12 protein-coding genes and 1 pseudogene are annotated in these 13,010 nt (G+C 56.0%); 11 read left to right on the top strand and 2 right to left on the bottom strand.

Going from position 1 to position 13,010, the window contains the following annotated elements; all coding sequences use genetic code 11:
• Nucleotides 1-34 precede the first annotated feature (34 nt).
• The 3 genes from N3G78_02420 (at nucleotide 35) to N3G78_02410 (ending at nucleotide 3,817) form a co-directional block, all read left to right on the top strand.
• The gene (locus N3G78_02420; GenBank protein ID MCX8116771.1) at nucleotides 35-2,038 is read left to right on the top strand and encodes a sulfatase-like hydrolase/transferase; all 2,004 of its coding nucleotides are present in this window, start codon (nucleotides 35-37) and stop codon (nucleotides 2,036-2,038) included.
• 77 nt (nucleotides 2,039-2,115) lie between these two features.
• Nucleotides 2,116-3,024: a PAC2 family protein gene (locus N3G78_02415; protein MCX8116770.1), complete on the top strand. Its 909-nt coding sequence runs from the start codon at nucleotides 2,116-2,118 to the stop codon at nucleotides 3,022-3,024.
• The gene (locus N3G78_02410; protein MCX8116769.1) at nucleotides 3,005-3,817 is read left to right on the top strand and encodes a PAC2 family protein; all 813 of its coding nucleotides are present in this window, start codon (nucleotides 3,005-3,007) and stop codon (nucleotides 3,815-3,817) included. The genes N3G78_02415 and N3G78_02410 overlap by 20 nt, the downstream gene beginning before the upstream one ends.
• On the opposite strand, the gene N3G78_02405 is transcribed toward N3G78_02410, so the two are convergent.
• Both N3G78_02405 and amrS read right to left on the bottom strand, forming a co-directional pair.
• Nucleotides 3,796-3,981: a hypothetical protein gene (locus N3G78_02405; GenBank protein MCX8116768.1), complete on the bottom strand. Its 186-nt coding sequence runs from the start codon at nucleotides 3,979-3,981 to the stop codon at nucleotides 3,796-3,798. The two genes, N3G78_02410 and N3G78_02405, sit on opposite strands and share 22 nt — an antisense overlap.
• Nucleotides 3,978-5,129 (bottom strand): AmmeMemoRadiSam system radical SAM enzyme, encoded by a 1,152-nt coding sequence (amrS, locus tag N3G78_02400; GenBank protein MCX8116767.1) that lies wholly within the window; start codon nucleotides 5,127-5,129, stop codon nucleotides 3,978-3,980. Before amrS ends, N3G78_02405 begins: the two co-directional genes overlap by 4 nt.
• Nucleotides 5,130-5,213: 84 nt before the next feature.
• Here amrS and N3G78_02395 point away from each other — a divergent pair, with 84 nt between their 5' ends.
• From N3G78_02395 to N3G78_02360, 8 genes and pseudogenes are all read left to right on the top strand, one after another.
• Nucleotides 5,214-6,278: a radical SAM protein gene (locus N3G78_02395; protein MCX8116766.1), complete on the top strand. Its 1,065-nt coding sequence runs from the start codon at nucleotides 5,214-5,216 to the stop codon at nucleotides 6,276-6,278.
• Between the two features lie 162 nt (nucleotides 6,279-6,440).
• The gene (locus N3G78_02390; GenBank protein ID MCX8116765.1) at nucleotides 6,441-7,169 is read left to right on the top strand and encodes a DUF1847 domain-containing protein; all 729 of its coding nucleotides are present in this window, start codon (nucleotides 6,441-6,443) and stop codon (nucleotides 7,167-7,169) included.
• Between the two features lie 160 nt (nucleotides 7,170-7,329).
• Nucleotides 7,330-8,799, top strand: a pseudogene (locus N3G78_02385) (pyruvate carboxylase subunit B).
• A 67-nt stretch (nucleotides 8,800-8,866) separates the two neighbouring features.
• On the top strand, nucleotides 8,867-9,976 hold the full coding sequence (locus N3G78_02380) for a LacI family transcriptional regulator (GenBank protein ID MCX8116764.1): 1,110 nt from the start codon (nucleotides 8,867-8,869) through the stop codon (nucleotides 9,974-9,976).
• An 85-nt stretch (nucleotides 9,977-10,061) separates the two neighbouring features.
• On the top strand, nucleotides 10,062-10,991 hold the full coding sequence (gene mdh / locus N3G78_02375) for a malate dehydrogenase (GenBank protein MCX8116763.1): 930 nt from the start codon (nucleotides 10,062-10,064) through the stop codon (nucleotides 10,989-10,991).
• Between the two features lie 111 nt (nucleotides 10,992-11,102).
• Nucleotides 11,103-11,942, top strand: a complete 840-nt coding sequence (locus N3G78_02370; protein MCX8116762.1) for a fumarate hydratase — start codon at nucleotides 11,103-11,105, stop codon at nucleotides 11,940-11,942.
• Between the two features lie 8 nt (nucleotides 11,943-11,950).
• Nucleotides 11,951-12,508 carry a Fe-S-containing hydro-lyase gene (locus N3G78_02365; GenBank protein MCX8116761.1) on the top strand — a complete coding sequence of 186 codons (558 nt, stop codon included), beginning with the start codon at nucleotides 11,951-11,953 and terminating at the stop codon, nucleotides 12,506-12,508.
• Between the two features lie 86 nt (nucleotides 12,509-12,594).
• Nucleotides 12,595-13,008 carry a 4Fe-4S dicluster domain-containing protein gene (locus N3G78_02360; protein ID MCX8116760.1) on the top strand — a complete coding sequence of 138 codons (414 nt, stop codon included), beginning with the start codon at nucleotides 12,595-12,597 and terminating at the stop codon, nucleotides 13,006-13,008.
• Nucleotides 13,009-13,010: the final 2 nt, after the last annotated feature.

Below are 13,010 nucleotides of genomic sequence, written 5' to 3'. Positions count from 1 at the left end.
GTCACAGAATAGATTCACCAAGAGAGATCCAGATATGCTTCGATTGGAACCGGTTATCCCGAAAACTCCATTTGCCTTCTCTTTTTCCCTCTTGGGGATCGTCCTGATCTATCGGATCCAACTCACCTGGTCTCTCTTCACCTATTCGGTCAGGCCTTTCGATTTCGATCCCTCCAGGCACCCCTTTTGGGTGATGATCAGGGATCTTTCTTATGACCTCGGACTGGTCCTCCTCTCCTTTGGAGGGTCCTGGCTTGTGTACCGGGCCTTCCGCCCGATCCTGAGAAAAAAAGGGAGGCCTTGGCTCAACACCCTGGCCGTGGCTATCACCCATCTCCTTCTCCTCGGCCTCGCCCTTCTCCATCAGGCCCACCTCCGGCTCCTCTTCGAGGCCCAAACCGGCATGGGCTATTTCGTCCTTCAGGAACTCCTCCATAATGTCCCGAAGGTGGAGATCTTCAAATTCGTGGGCTGGCAAGAGATAGTTGCGCTTCTGCTGCCCATCGGTCTTTTTTGGGGGGTCTTCCTTCTCCCGTTCCCCTTAAGAAGGAGGCTCCTCCAGGCCACTTTAGGCGGGGGGATCCTCCTCTTTGCCTTTTCCGGCCTGGCCTCTCTCCTTCATCCCGCCCCCCTGCCTGCCGAGCTGCGAAGTAATCCGACCCTCTCCTTATTCGCCGACCTTGGAGAAGAGGTTCGAAGGAAGGTCTTTCAGGAAGAGGAAGGCCCCCCTCTTCCTTCCGGGGAGATGGCTTCCCGAGAGGCAAGCCCAATTTTTACGCCCAACCCCCTGGCTTCTGACCGTCGCTGGAACATCGTCCTTTTCATCATGGAGTCTGTGGGGAGCCGCTATATCTTCGACCCGACCGAGCCCGGAAGGATCCCGATGCCCTTCCTTCAAAGTTTGGCAAGGGAGAGTTGGTATTTGGAGAGACATTTTACGACATCGAATATCACCACCAAAGCGGTCTTCTCCCTCCTGAGCGGGCGGTACGACCTCTTCAGCCAGGAGATGTTTGGGACCCGACCGGATGCCTTTCTTCCCTCCCTCTTGGCCTTTCTGCCGGAGGGCTACGAGGCCTTTCTCGTGACCCCTTCCCCCCTCCAGTGGTACTTTCCGGCCGCTTTCGTCAAAAACAGTGGCCTCAAGGAGATCTACCATTTCGATAACCTGACGCTGAGGAAGAGGGAGGAGAAAAACGCTTTCGGACGCTATCTCGGAAGGGACGAAGTGGAGACCATCGACTTTTTCAACCGGAGAATCCAGAGGGCCAAAGAACCCTTTTTGGCCATCTACCTCAGCTTCGCCGCCCACCTCCCCTATTTCGATTACGGATCCGAATATCACCTCGTCCCTCCCGATATGCGGATGATCAGCCGATATTATAACAATCTCAACCTCCTCGATCACATGCTGAAACGGGTTTACGATAGGTTAAAACAGGAGGGGCTGCTCGGCCGGACGATCCTCGTCATCGCGGGGGACCATGGCCAGGCCTTCGGCCAGCATCACCCTGACAATTTCATGCACCACCGGTATAGTTATAACGAAAATCTTGCGACCCCCATGATGTTTCACCAGCCCGCCCTCTTTAGGCCGAGATCCATTCAGGTGCCGACCAGCCATGTCGATCTCTTGCCCACCCTCCTCGATGCGTTGAGGATCCCCTACGTCCCTCACGCCTTCGACGGAGAATCCCTCTTCCATCCTCGATTGGGCAGAAGATATATCTTCGCCTACGGCTACGAAGGGACCCTCAATTCGATCGATGCCCATTGGATCAAAGTTCAATACTCCCTCAAAACGCGCACGTGCAGGGCCTTCGATCTGAAGATCGATCCGGAGGAGATCCGTCCCCTCGACTGCACGGCCTTCCAGCATCAACTGGAGGCCCTTCAGACCTTTGCCCTGAAACACAATCTCCATCTGCTTCAAGACAACGAACGGATCAAGGAGGCCAAAGGGAGCGATGGAACCCTCGTCTCCACCTCCCAAAAGGGTCGGGAGGAAGGCCTTGTGAAGACCACGCGAACCGAATAGAATGGGATACGGAATCCTGGATCCTCGTCCGTGACGACGATTTCGAAAAAGGGAGGTTTCGAAGAGGCACGAGTCCGATGGCGGTTAGATTCTACTATCGCCCCAAGCTCCGAAATCCGGTGATGTTCGTCGGGTGGCCCGGAATCGGCAACATCGGCATCCTGGCGGTCAACGCCTTAAGGGAAATCTTGAAGGCGGAGGAATTTGGAAAGATCGAGGGGTTCCCCTTCTTCTATCCCAGGCGGGTCGTCATCGAGGAGGGCCTGCTCAAAGGGTTGGACTTCCCGAAGAGCCGGTTTTACGTTCAAACGTTAGAGGACCGGGAGGTCCTCCTGTTCATTGGAGAGGAGCAGCCTTCGAGGGAAGGCCGATTTTATGCTACGGGAGAGAAGGCCTACCAGATGGCCAATCTCGTTTTGGAGGTCGCTCTGGAATTGGGTTGTCGGAGGGTCTATACCTCAGGGGCCTGTGTCTCCCTCACCCATCACCAGATGAGGCCAAGGGTCTGTGCGGTGGCCACTTCCGAACGGCTGATCGAGGAGATCCGAACCTTATCGAACACCGTTCTCATGAGCGAACTCTCCGACCGAAGCGAAGGCGAAGGGGTCATCACCGGCCTCAATGGACTCCTCCTGGGGGTGGCGAAATCGAGGGGGGTCGAAGGGGCCTGCCTGATGGGAGAGATCCCGGATTGGCTCTCCGGGGCTTCCTTCCCCTATCCTAAGGCCTCGAGATCGGTCTTGGAAGTCTTCGCCCAGATCTTGGGAACGGCTTTCGATCTCCATTTCCTCGATCCGCTGGAAAGGCAAGTAGAAGAGATCATCGAGGGCTTCTATGCCAAGTTTCCTCCCCCTTTGAGGGAGGAGTACGACCGGAGGAAGTCCTTGGCCCAGGGAAGGTCGGGCCCGATAACGATTCAAGCGCAGATCTACATCGATGAGCAGTATCGCAAAGGAGGAGAGGAGGGTGGAGAGGGACCTATTTAAAGTCGATGCCTCCGTTGACCTCCATCACCCTCCCCTGCTGGTCATTTGGCAGGGCCAGGACATCGGCCAACTCTGCTCGAAGGGAATTGACGACCTGATCAAAAAGTTAGGGGGGATCGAGGTCGGTGCTCTCGATCCGGTTCCCTTCTTCTCTTTTGGCGGGGTGAGGTTTAAAGACGACCTCGTCCAGATTCAGGAGTCCAAATTCTGGGCCTTAAAAGAACAGAATCTCCTGATCTTTAAAAGCGACGAACCGGAATTCGAGCACCATCGATTCTTGACCCTATTGCTCGAGGTCGCCCAAAATCATTTTCAGACCCCATCGCTCTACACGATCAACGGCATGCACACGGCGATCGGCCCCGCGCAGGCCCGGAAGATATGGGCGGTGTTTAACGAAGAAGAGCTGAGGGAGGAGGCCAGAGAAGCCGGACTGGAGCCGATGACCTACCATGGGGTCCCTGCCCTCAGCAGTTATCTCCTCTGGATCGCCAAACAAAGGAGGATGCCCGGGATGAGCCTCTGGCTGGAGGTCCCTTTCTACTTCGGGACCCGGGGGGATTACCGGGCCATTCAATCCCTCCTCTCTTTTTTGAACCGAAGGTTTGACCTTCGCCTCGACCTCGACGAACTGGACCAAAAGATTGGCCGTCAAGAGGAGCGGATCGCTCGATTGAGGCTGGAAAGCGAGGAGATCGATGGATACCTGGACCGTTTGGAGAGGGGCGAGGAGCTCGACAAGGAGGAGCAGCTCAAACTGGCCCAAGCCTTCTACGGCGTATTCTGGGATTGAGTCAATTTCTGGATCTCCCTCTGAACCTCCTCCCACATATGACCGTGGAGGGTGAGGGTGAGTTTGCAAAAGGGGCAGTTCAAAAGGGCGCCTTCATAGAGGGCCTGAAGGGGATAGTCCCTCTTCTGACCGCAGACGGGACAAGTGAAAGGGAGCGTCTTCATGTCCAGATCCCCGGGATGGGTCTTCCGCAGAACCTGCACTTTCCAGATTTGATTTGGACCTCCCCGACCATGAAGCCTGTCCTTTGGATGATCAATTTTTTGCAACGGGGGCAGAAGGTATTCTCGGCCTCATGGCCAGGAACCTTTGCGATATAGACATATTCGAGGCCTGTGGAGAGGGCCAGGGCTCTCACCTTCTCCAGGGTAGAAATGGGGGTGGGAGGGAGGGTTCGAAGTTTGTAGAGGGGGTAGAACCGTGAAAAATGGACCGGCGTGTCGCTGCCCAGTTCCCTTTTGATCCACAGACACATCTCCCTCACGGCCTCCAATTCATCATTCTGCATCGGGATGACCAGGTTGGTGATCTCGAGGTGGATCCCCTCCTTCTTCAGCCTCTTTAAGGTTTCAAGAACAGGGCTCAACTCCCCTTGACAGAGCTGGCTATAGAACGATTCGGAGAAACCTTTGAGGTCGATATTGGCCGCATCCAGAACCTGACATAACCTCTGAAGAGGTTGGGGATTGATAAACCCGTTCGATTGGAGGAGATTGAGAAGGCCCTCTCGCCTTCCGAGGGTAGCGGTATCGAGCATGTATTCGAAGAAGATGGTGGGCTCGGTATAGGTATAGGCGATCGCGCGGGCCCCCATCGTCTTGGCCATCCTCACGGTCGTCTCGGGTGAGGCCTCGTGGCTATAGATCTCTTCGGGCGAGGCCTGGGACATCTCCCAGGTCTGACAGAATTTACATTGAAAGTTGCATCCGGCGGTAGCCACGGAGAGGGCGTTGCTCCCCGGATGGACATGAAAAAAGGGATTCCGTTCGACGGGGTCGAGGTGGAGCGCGGCGGGGGTCCCATAAACGAGGCTATAATATTTCCCGTCGCGGTTCTCCCGAACCTTGCAGAGGCCCCTTCTCCCTTTCGACACCTGACACCGATGGGGGCAGAGTTCGCATCGGACCTCTCCCCCTCCTAAGGCGCTATAGAAAGGGGAGAGTTTTGGCCGGATGAGCCCCTTCTTCATCCCCTGGCCGGACAACCCTTTGGGAAGGAAGGCCATGGCCGCCCCGGAAAGACAGGCAAGGCACCTTCCCCAGAGGAAGAGAAAGTCCCTTCTCGTGATCGGAGAAAGAGGTGAAGGCCTCATAAGGTTCCTAAAAAATTATAGAAAGGGGCTGGTCGATTCGTCAACCTGAGGTTTCTCCTCTTTACAAGTTAAGACCCCTGGGGTATGATTTTTTTGATGCCCTGCACGCGCAGACAATTCCTCAAGGCTTCTGTCCTTTTGGGAGGCCTTTCGATTCTGCCATCGCCCTCCCTTCCGAAACAGAGAAGGGGGGATCGGTGGATCCCTGCCTATGAAAAATTGGAACAAGAGGGGATATTAGCCAAACGGGTCGAACAGGCCTATGCCCTCTTCGAACGGTGCGAGCTCTGTCCCAGGATGTGCCGCGTCAACCGGAAAAAAGGGGAAAGGGGGTTCTGCCGCGCACCCTTAAACGCCGTGGTCTTCAGTCATCACCCCCACTTCGGGGAGGAGATGTCCGTGGTGGGACAGAACGGGTCCGGGACGATCTTCTTCTCCCATTGCAACCTCCGGTGCATCTTCTGCCAGAACTGGCCGATCGCCCATGAGGGGAGAGGCAAAGAGATCACGGACGAGGAGCTGGCCGATCGGATGCTTCACCTCCAGAAGATGGGATGCCACAACGTGAACCTCGTCACCCCAACCCACGTCATGCCGAACATCCTCAACGCGACGAGGATCGCCTTGAAAAAGGGCCTCCAGATCCCCCTTTTCTACAATACCAGCGGCTACGAACGGGTAGAGATCCTGAAGATCCTCGATGGGATTGTGGACATCTATAAACCCGATGTCAAGTACATGGACCCGGACAAGGCGGAGAAGTATTCGGCAGGGGCCTCGGATTATCCCGAGGTGGTGAAGAAAGCGGTTCTCGAGATGCACCGACAAGTAGGGGTCCACCAGATGGACTCAAAAGGGATTGCCCTCCGAGGGGTGATGATCCGCCATCTGGTGATGCCCAACCGGGTTGCGGGAACAGAGAAGTTCGTCAAATGGGTGGCCGAAAATCTTCCCAAAAACACCTATGTGAACATCATGGCCCAATATCGGGTGGAGTACAAGGCCTACGAACACCCTGAAATCGCCAGGGGCATCACGGTCCAGGAGTTCCTCGAGGCCATGGAATGGGCGCGGGCCTATGGCCTCACCAACCTCGATCCCCATTCGAAGGCCCTTTGGAATTTTTACCGCGAGCGCCGCTCCGGTTGAGCCGAAATCCACACCGCCCCCGCACCCTTCCTTCCCAGGCAGATGTCCCCACTCTTGTTGCGGGCCATGGAAAGAGCCAGGCGAAATGGGACGGTCCCCGGGATGCCCTCGTGACCCATCGGTCCGGGAGGTTGACCCAAAAAATGAAAGGAGGGATTCCCGATGTCTTTTCCACCCAAAGAGGGATTCAATTGTGCCAAGTGCGCCATCGTCGAAAAGATCTGCAGACTCGAGAGGGGCAGAGGGCCTTCTTCCTGTCCCACCCGAAAGGGAGGGGAAGCCCTGAACGAGGCCCTGAAACGTTACGACGACGCAGGGATCAAAGAGTTTGCCCGCATGGCTTCGGTCCAGGAAGGCGCTTGTTACACTCAAAGGGAGGCACGTCCCTTTGTGATGATCCCGACCAAGAGCAGAATCGAGGAACTGATCGAGTTCTCCAAAAGGATGGGTTATAGAAGACTCGGCCTGGCCTTCTGTGGAGGGTTAAGCCTGGAGGCCTCCATTCTCACCGAGATCTTGGAAAGCCATGACTTCGAGGTCGTCGCCGTCTCCTGTAAGGTGGGAGGCGTTCCGAAGGAGCGGATCGGGATCAAGGAGGAGGAGAAGATCCGGATCGGCGAGTTCGAGGCGATGTGCAATCCCATTGCTCAGGCGATGCTCCTGAACGAGTCGAAGACCGATTTCAACATCATGCTCGGCCTCTGCCTCGGCCACGACTCCCTCTTTCTGAAGTTTATTGAAGGCCTGACCACCGTCTTTGCCGTAAAAGACCGGGTCACCGGACATAATCCACTGGCCGCCCTATATACCTCACGTTCCTACTATCAACGCCTGTTGAAAACGAAAGGTAATGGGAAAAGCCCTTCAAAAAGATCAACGAGGCCATCCTAAGGCGAGCAAACAGTTAACTTATTGGATCTTAAAATGATTTATGATTTGTTCGGAAGGGGGTCGTCACGATCGATTTTTTTGCTTGACAAACACTTTAACATGCGTTAACGTTAACGCATAAATCTTTTCCCTTTTAAATATCGAAAGGAGGACCTTTTCAATGGAAGGAATGGATAGGATTCCTCTCAAGCCGGTCAAAATTACGGACACCACCCTGCGGGATGGCCACCAATCCAATCTGGCCACAAGGATGAGAACGGAGGATATGATCCCGATTGCCGAGGAGCTCGATGAGGTGGGGTTCCATTCCGTGGAGGTTTGGGGAGGGGCCACCTTCGACGTCTGCCATCGATTCCTCGCCGAAGATCCCTGGGAAAGGGTGAGGGCGTTGAAGAAGAGGATGCCGAAGACGCCTTTCCAAATGCTGTTGCGGGGCCAAAACCTGGTGGGCTATCGCCATTATGCGGACGACGTGGTGGAGGCCTTCATCGAAAAATGCGCGGAGGTGGGCATCGACATCTTTCGGGTCTTCGATGCGGTGAATGACGAACGCAATTTTGAAACGGCCTTCAAAGCGATCAAACGGTGCGGCAAACATATCCAGGGGACCATCTGCTACTCCCTCACCGAGACGCGAATGGGAGGCCCCATCTACAACCTCGATTACTATTTACAGAAGGCCAAGATCCTGGAGGAGATGGGAGCCGACTCCCTCTGCATCAAAGATATGGCCGCCCTGATCGCCCCTTACGACGCCTACGAACTGGTCAAGGGATTGAAAAAGACCGTAAAGATCCCCGTCCAGCTTCACACCCATTACACCAGCGGGATGGGGACGATGAGCTATTTGAAAGCCATCGAGGCGGGCGTCGATGTCGTGGACACGGCGATCGCGCCCTTCGCCCTCCGCTCCTCCCAACCCGCGGTCGAACCCCTCGTGGTCGCCCTCCAGGGAACCCCCTGGGATCCGAAGCTCGACCTTTCGAAACTTTTAAAATTGGGGGAGTACCTGGAGTCGATCGCCCCCAAATATCGCGACTTTCTCGACACGACGAAGATGTCCGTCATCGATACGGCGGTGCTGAAGCACCAAATCCCGGGCGGCATGATCTCCAACATGGTGAGCCAGCTCAAACAGCAGAATGCCCTCCACCGGATCTCGGAGGTGTATGCGGAACTTCCTCAAACCCGAAAAGACCTCGGCTACCCTCCCCTGGTCACGCCGACCTCCCAGATCGTCGGGGTACAAGCCGTCCTCAACGTCCTGTTCGGTCGATACAAGATGGTCTCCAAAGAGACGCAGGACTACGTCTATGGCCTCTACGGAAAACCCCCTGTCCCCATATCGGAGGAGATCAAAAATCAAGTTCTCAAAGGATACAAAAGGGGTAAAGAGCCGATCACCTGCCGGCCCGCGGATATCCTCGAACCCGAGTTGGAGCGGGTGAAGGAGGAGACGAAAGGGCTGGCCAAAGATCTCTACGATACATTGATCTATGCCCTCTTTCCGCAGACGGGGATGCAGTTCTTGAAATGGAAGTACGGCCTCGAACCCGTGCCCGAAAAGTTGAAGCCGAAAACATTGGAGGATGTGAAGCGGGAGGACGAGGCGATCGCCAAAGTCAAAGCCGAACTCCAGAAGAAATGAACCAGAGGGGGGAGGAAATCGGCCCAGCCCTCCCCCCTGACCGGGTGAGATGAACCGCAAGGTCAATATCAAAGACATTGCCAGGCTCGCCAATGTGTCCCATACCACCGTCTCCAGGGCCCTCAATAACAAATCCCGCATCCGCCCCGAGACCAAAGAGAAAATCCTTGCGATCGCCAAGGAGCTGGGTTACAGGCCCAATCTCCTGGCCAAGGGCCTGGTCTTAAAAAGGACCAAGACGCTCGGCCTGGTCATTACGAACATTGCCAACCCGTTCTATACCGAACTCGCCCAAGGCATTGAAAAGACCGCCACCCGATTGGGCTACAACATCATCCTCTGCAGCACCCAGTCACACATCGCCATCGAAAAACAGTACATCGAGATGCTCCGAAGCAAGGGGGTCGATGGGATCATCTTCTCCTCGGCCCATATCGAAGACCCCAACATCTTGGCCCTGGCAGAGGAGGGATTCCCCGTGGTCTTGGTCAATCGAAGGACCTACCACCCCTTGGTGAAGGAGAGGATTGATTACGTGGGGGTCAATAATGTCCAGGGAGGCTTTCTGGCCGTGGAACACCTGATCCGGCTCGGCCATCAGAAGATCGGGGTGATCGGAGGATCTGCAGAGTCCTCGGTAGGGCAGGAGCGTCTCGAGGGCGGGAAAAAGGCGCTCCTCACCTATGGGCTTAAGCCCCGGGAGGATCTCTTTCTCGAGGGGAATTTCTTGAAGACGTCAGGTTATCAAAAGGCGAAACAGTTTCTCCAGATGGCGGAGAGGCCCACGGCCATCTTCGCCACCAACGATTACATGGCCCTGGGGGTCCTTCAGGCCCTCCGTGAGGAAGGCTATCGGATCCCTGAGGATATGGCCCTGATCGGTTTCAACGACATCGAATTTTCGTCGATGAAAGGAATCGAACTGAGCACCATCGGCCAGAAGAAGTTCGAAATGGGCGCCATCGCTGTGGAGATGCTGGTGGAGAGGATCGAGGGGGGCGACCGCGGACAACCCGGCCGTGAGGTCCTGCTCATGCCCGAGTTGATCGTCCGTAACACCTGTGGATTCCACCTGAGGGGCTATCAGTTCGAACCCCTTGACGGCGAAAGAACCTGGGGGCGTCCTTTTACACCGAATATGCCCTTTTCGATGGGGTAATCTGGGGATCTGCTACCCCTTTTCACATCACAGGGTCAAAGTTGATCTGCTGCTCTGCATTAATTCGCAAGGAGGAGGGACCATCATGGCAAGGAAGAAAATATCCATCATCGGAGCAGGGTTCGTCGGGGCCACGGCCGCCCATTGGGCCGCGGCCAAAGAACTGGGCGACATCGTGTTAGTCGACATCCTCGAGGGGATCCCCCAAGGCAAGGCCCTCGACCTCTTAGAGGCTTCGCCGATCGAGGGATTCGATGCCAGGATTGTCGGCACGAACACTTATGAAGAGACGAAGGACTCCGATGTCGTCATCATCACCTCCGGCGTGCCAAGAAAGCCAGGGATGAGCAGGGAGGATCTGCTCGACATCAACCGAAAGATCATCGAATCGGTGGTGGCGGAGGTGATCGCAAAATCCCCCAATGCCATCCTCATCATGGTCACCAACCCCCTCGACACGATGACCTACCTCGCCTATAAAAAGAGCGGCTTCCCGAGGGAGAGGGTGATCGGGATGGCAGGGGTCCTCGACACAGCGCGCTACCGGACCTTCATTGCCATGGAGTTGGGGGTTTCGGTCGAAGATATTCAGGCCCTTCTCTTGGGCGGGCACGGCGATGAAATGGTCCCCCTCCCAAGATATACGACGGTAAGCGGCATCCCTCTCTCTCAGCTCCTCCCCAAAGAGAGGATCGACCAGCTGGTCGACCGGACTCGTAAAGGAGGGGGGGAGATCGTCAATCTCCTCAAGACCGGAAGCGCCTATTATGCCCCATCGGCCGGGGTGATTCAGATGGCGGAGGCGATCCTCAAAGACAAAAAGAGGATCCTCCCCTGTTGCGTCTACCTCAATGGAGAATATGGTCTAAGGGACATCTGCTTCGGCGTTCCGATCAAGCTCGGGCAGAAGGGGGTCGAGGCAATCATCGAGGTCGAATTGACCGAAGAGGAAAAAGCCCTGGTCTCCAAATCTGCGGAGAGCGTAAGAAAGAGCATTGCGGAGCTTAAGCTTTAACCTAAAAGGCGGGTTTAAGAAAGGCGGGTTTAAGGTCTTCGAACCCCAAGGGGCCTGTTCGCAGAGGGGCACCTCGTAGGGAGAGCGATCCTTCTAAAGGACGAGGGGACGATGCGAGAGATCGACGTCAGACGGATCACGGAAGCGGTGAAAAACCTCTGTATCGAAGCCAATACCGACCTCGGTGAGGATGTGATCGAGGCCTTTGATCGGGCCCTCCGGAACGAGGAGTCCCCGGTGGGGATAGAAATCTTGAAAGAGCTGAAGGAGAATGCCAAGATCGCCAAGGAAGAGAAGGTGGCCATCTGCCAGGACACAGGATATGCTGTCGTCTTCCTCGAATTGGGGCAGGAGGTCCTGTTGACCGGGGGAGACCTGAAAGAGGCCGTCTTCGAAGGGGTCCGCCAGGGATACCGGGAAGGATACCTCCGAAAGTCGATCTGCCATCCCTTCACCCGGGAGAACACCGGGGACAATACCCCCGCCATCCTCCACACCGAGATCGTTTCGGGAGATCGGGTGAAGATTACGGTGGCCCCCAAAGGGGGTGGAAGCGAAAACATGAGCGGCCTGGCCATGCTCACCCCCTCCGATGGCATCGAAGGGATCAAGCGCTTTGTCGTCCAGAGGGTGATGGAGTCGGGTTCCAACCCCTGCCCCCCGACGATCGTGGGGGTCGGGATTGGAGGAACCTTCGAGATGGCCGCCTTGCTCGCGAAAAAGAGCCTGCTTCGACCCCTGGGAAGCAAAAACCCCGACCCGGAACTGAACCGTTTGGAGTCTGAACTCCTCGAGGAGGTCAACAAATTGGGAATCGGGCCCCAAGGGTTGGGAGGCCGAACCACCTCCTTGGCGGTCCATGTCCTGATGATGCCCTGCCACATCGCCAGTTTTCCGGTGGCGGTCAACATCCAGTGCCATGCCCATCGCCATAAGGAGGCCATCTTATAGGGGGACCTATGACCGAACCCATCCGTTTGAAAACGCCCCTCACCGACCGGGATGTGGAGAGGTTGAAGATCGGGGATCGCGTTCTAATCAACGGGATCGTTTATACAGGCCGGGATGCGGCCCACCGAAGGCTCTTCGACCTCCTAAAGGAGGGAAAGGAGCTACCCTTCGATATTCGGGGGCAGATCATCTATTATGTGGGTCCCACCCCTGCCAGGCCCGGCCAGGTCTTTGGGTCCGCAGGCCCCACGACAAGTTACCGAATGGATGCCTATTCGCCGGCCCTGATCGAAAAGGGGCTCAAGGGCATGATCGGCAAGGGGATGCGGTCCGATGCGGTCAAAGAGGCCATGAAGAGGCACCGAGCGGTCTATTTCGCGGCCACGGGTGGCGCCGGGGCGTTGCTGGCCAAGAGGATCAAGAAGGCTGAGATCGTCGCTTACGAAGACCTCGGCCCTGAGGCGATCCGGAGGCTCGAGGTCGAGGACCTCCCCGTCATCGTCATCAACGATATCCACGGAAACGACCTTTATATCGAAGGTGTGAAACCGTATCGGAGGCCCTGATCGGAAACCCAATTCATCCTGACTCGCCTTTTTAACAAGGGGTGTTTTAAAATTATAATGGAAAGCCTCTCATCGGGGAAAAGGCCATGAAGATCGAGCTTTCACGTGCCAAAATTCACAATGATTTTACGAAGAAGGTCGAACTGATCAGCGGTCAGAACCTTTTTGCCTGCTATCAATGTGGAAATTGCACCGCGGGTTGCCCGGTCGCCTTTGCCATGGAGGTGGGCCCTCACGAGGTCATCCGTTATACCTTGCTGGGCCTTGAGGAAGAGGCCCTGAAGGTCAACACCTTCTGGCTCTGCGCCTCCTGCCTCCAGTGCACCTCGAGGTGCCCGAAAGGGATCGACATCGCAAGGGTCATGGACGCCCTGAGGATGGTCGTCTTGAGGAAAAAAGATCGAAGGGATCACATTCAGGTTTCGGCATTCTCCGAGGACTTTTTCGAAAGGGTGCCTCAGATCGCCTTCGTCAGCGGGTTTAGAAAGTTCCTCTCCTGAGG

This window comes from Thermodesulfobacteriota bacterium (assembly GCA_026415035.1).
Taxonomy (GTDB): domain Bacteria; phylum Desulfobacterota; class BSN033; order BSN033; family UBA1163; genus RBG-16-49-23.
The sequence above is the reverse complement of the archived record's forward strand: the minus strand, read 5'-3'. Positions and strand labels throughout refer to the sequence as shown.

Coding starts and splice junctions, on each gene's coding strand:
- N3G78_02415 (MCX8116770.1), top strand. CDS start 2,116: ATGGCGGTTAGATTCTACTATCGCCCCAAGCTCCGAAATCCGGTGATG.
- N3G78_02405 (MCX8116768.1), bottom strand. CDS start 3,981: ATGAAGACGCTCCCTTTCACTTGTCCCGTCTGCGGTCAGAAGAGGGAC.
- N3G78_02380 (MCX8116764.1), top strand. CDS start 8,867: ATGAACCGCAAGGTCAATATCAAAGACATTGCCAGGCTCGCCAATGTG.
- amrS (MCX8116767.1), bottom strand. CDS start 5,129: ATGAGGCCTTCACCTCTTTCTCCGATCACGAGAAGGGACTTTCTCTTC.
- N3G78_02365 (MCX8116761.1), top strand. CDS start 11,951: ATGACCGAACCCATCCGTTTGAAAACGCCCCTCACCGACCGGGATGTG.
- mdh (MCX8116763.1), top strand. CDS start 10,062: ATGGCAAGGAAGAAAATATCCATCATCGGAGCAGGGTTCGTCGGGGCC.
- N3G78_02360 (MCX8116760.1), top strand. CDS start 12,595: ATGAAGATCGAGCTTTCACGTGCCAAAATTCACAATGATTTTACGAAG.
- N3G78_02420 (MCX8116771.1), top strand. CDS start 35: ATGCTTCGATTGGAACCGGTTATCCCGAAAACTCCATTTGCCTTCTCT.
- N3G78_02395 (MCX8116766.1), top strand. CDS start 5,214: ATGATTTTTTTGATGCCCTGCACGCGCAGACAATTCCTCAAGGCTTCT.
- N3G78_02370 (MCX8116762.1), top strand. CDS start 11,103: ATGCGAGAGATCGACGTCAGACGGATCACGGAAGCGGTGAAAAACCTC.
- N3G78_02390 (MCX8116765.1), top strand. CDS start 6,441: ATGTCTTTTCCACCCAAAGAGGGATTCAATTGTGCCAAGTGCGCCATC.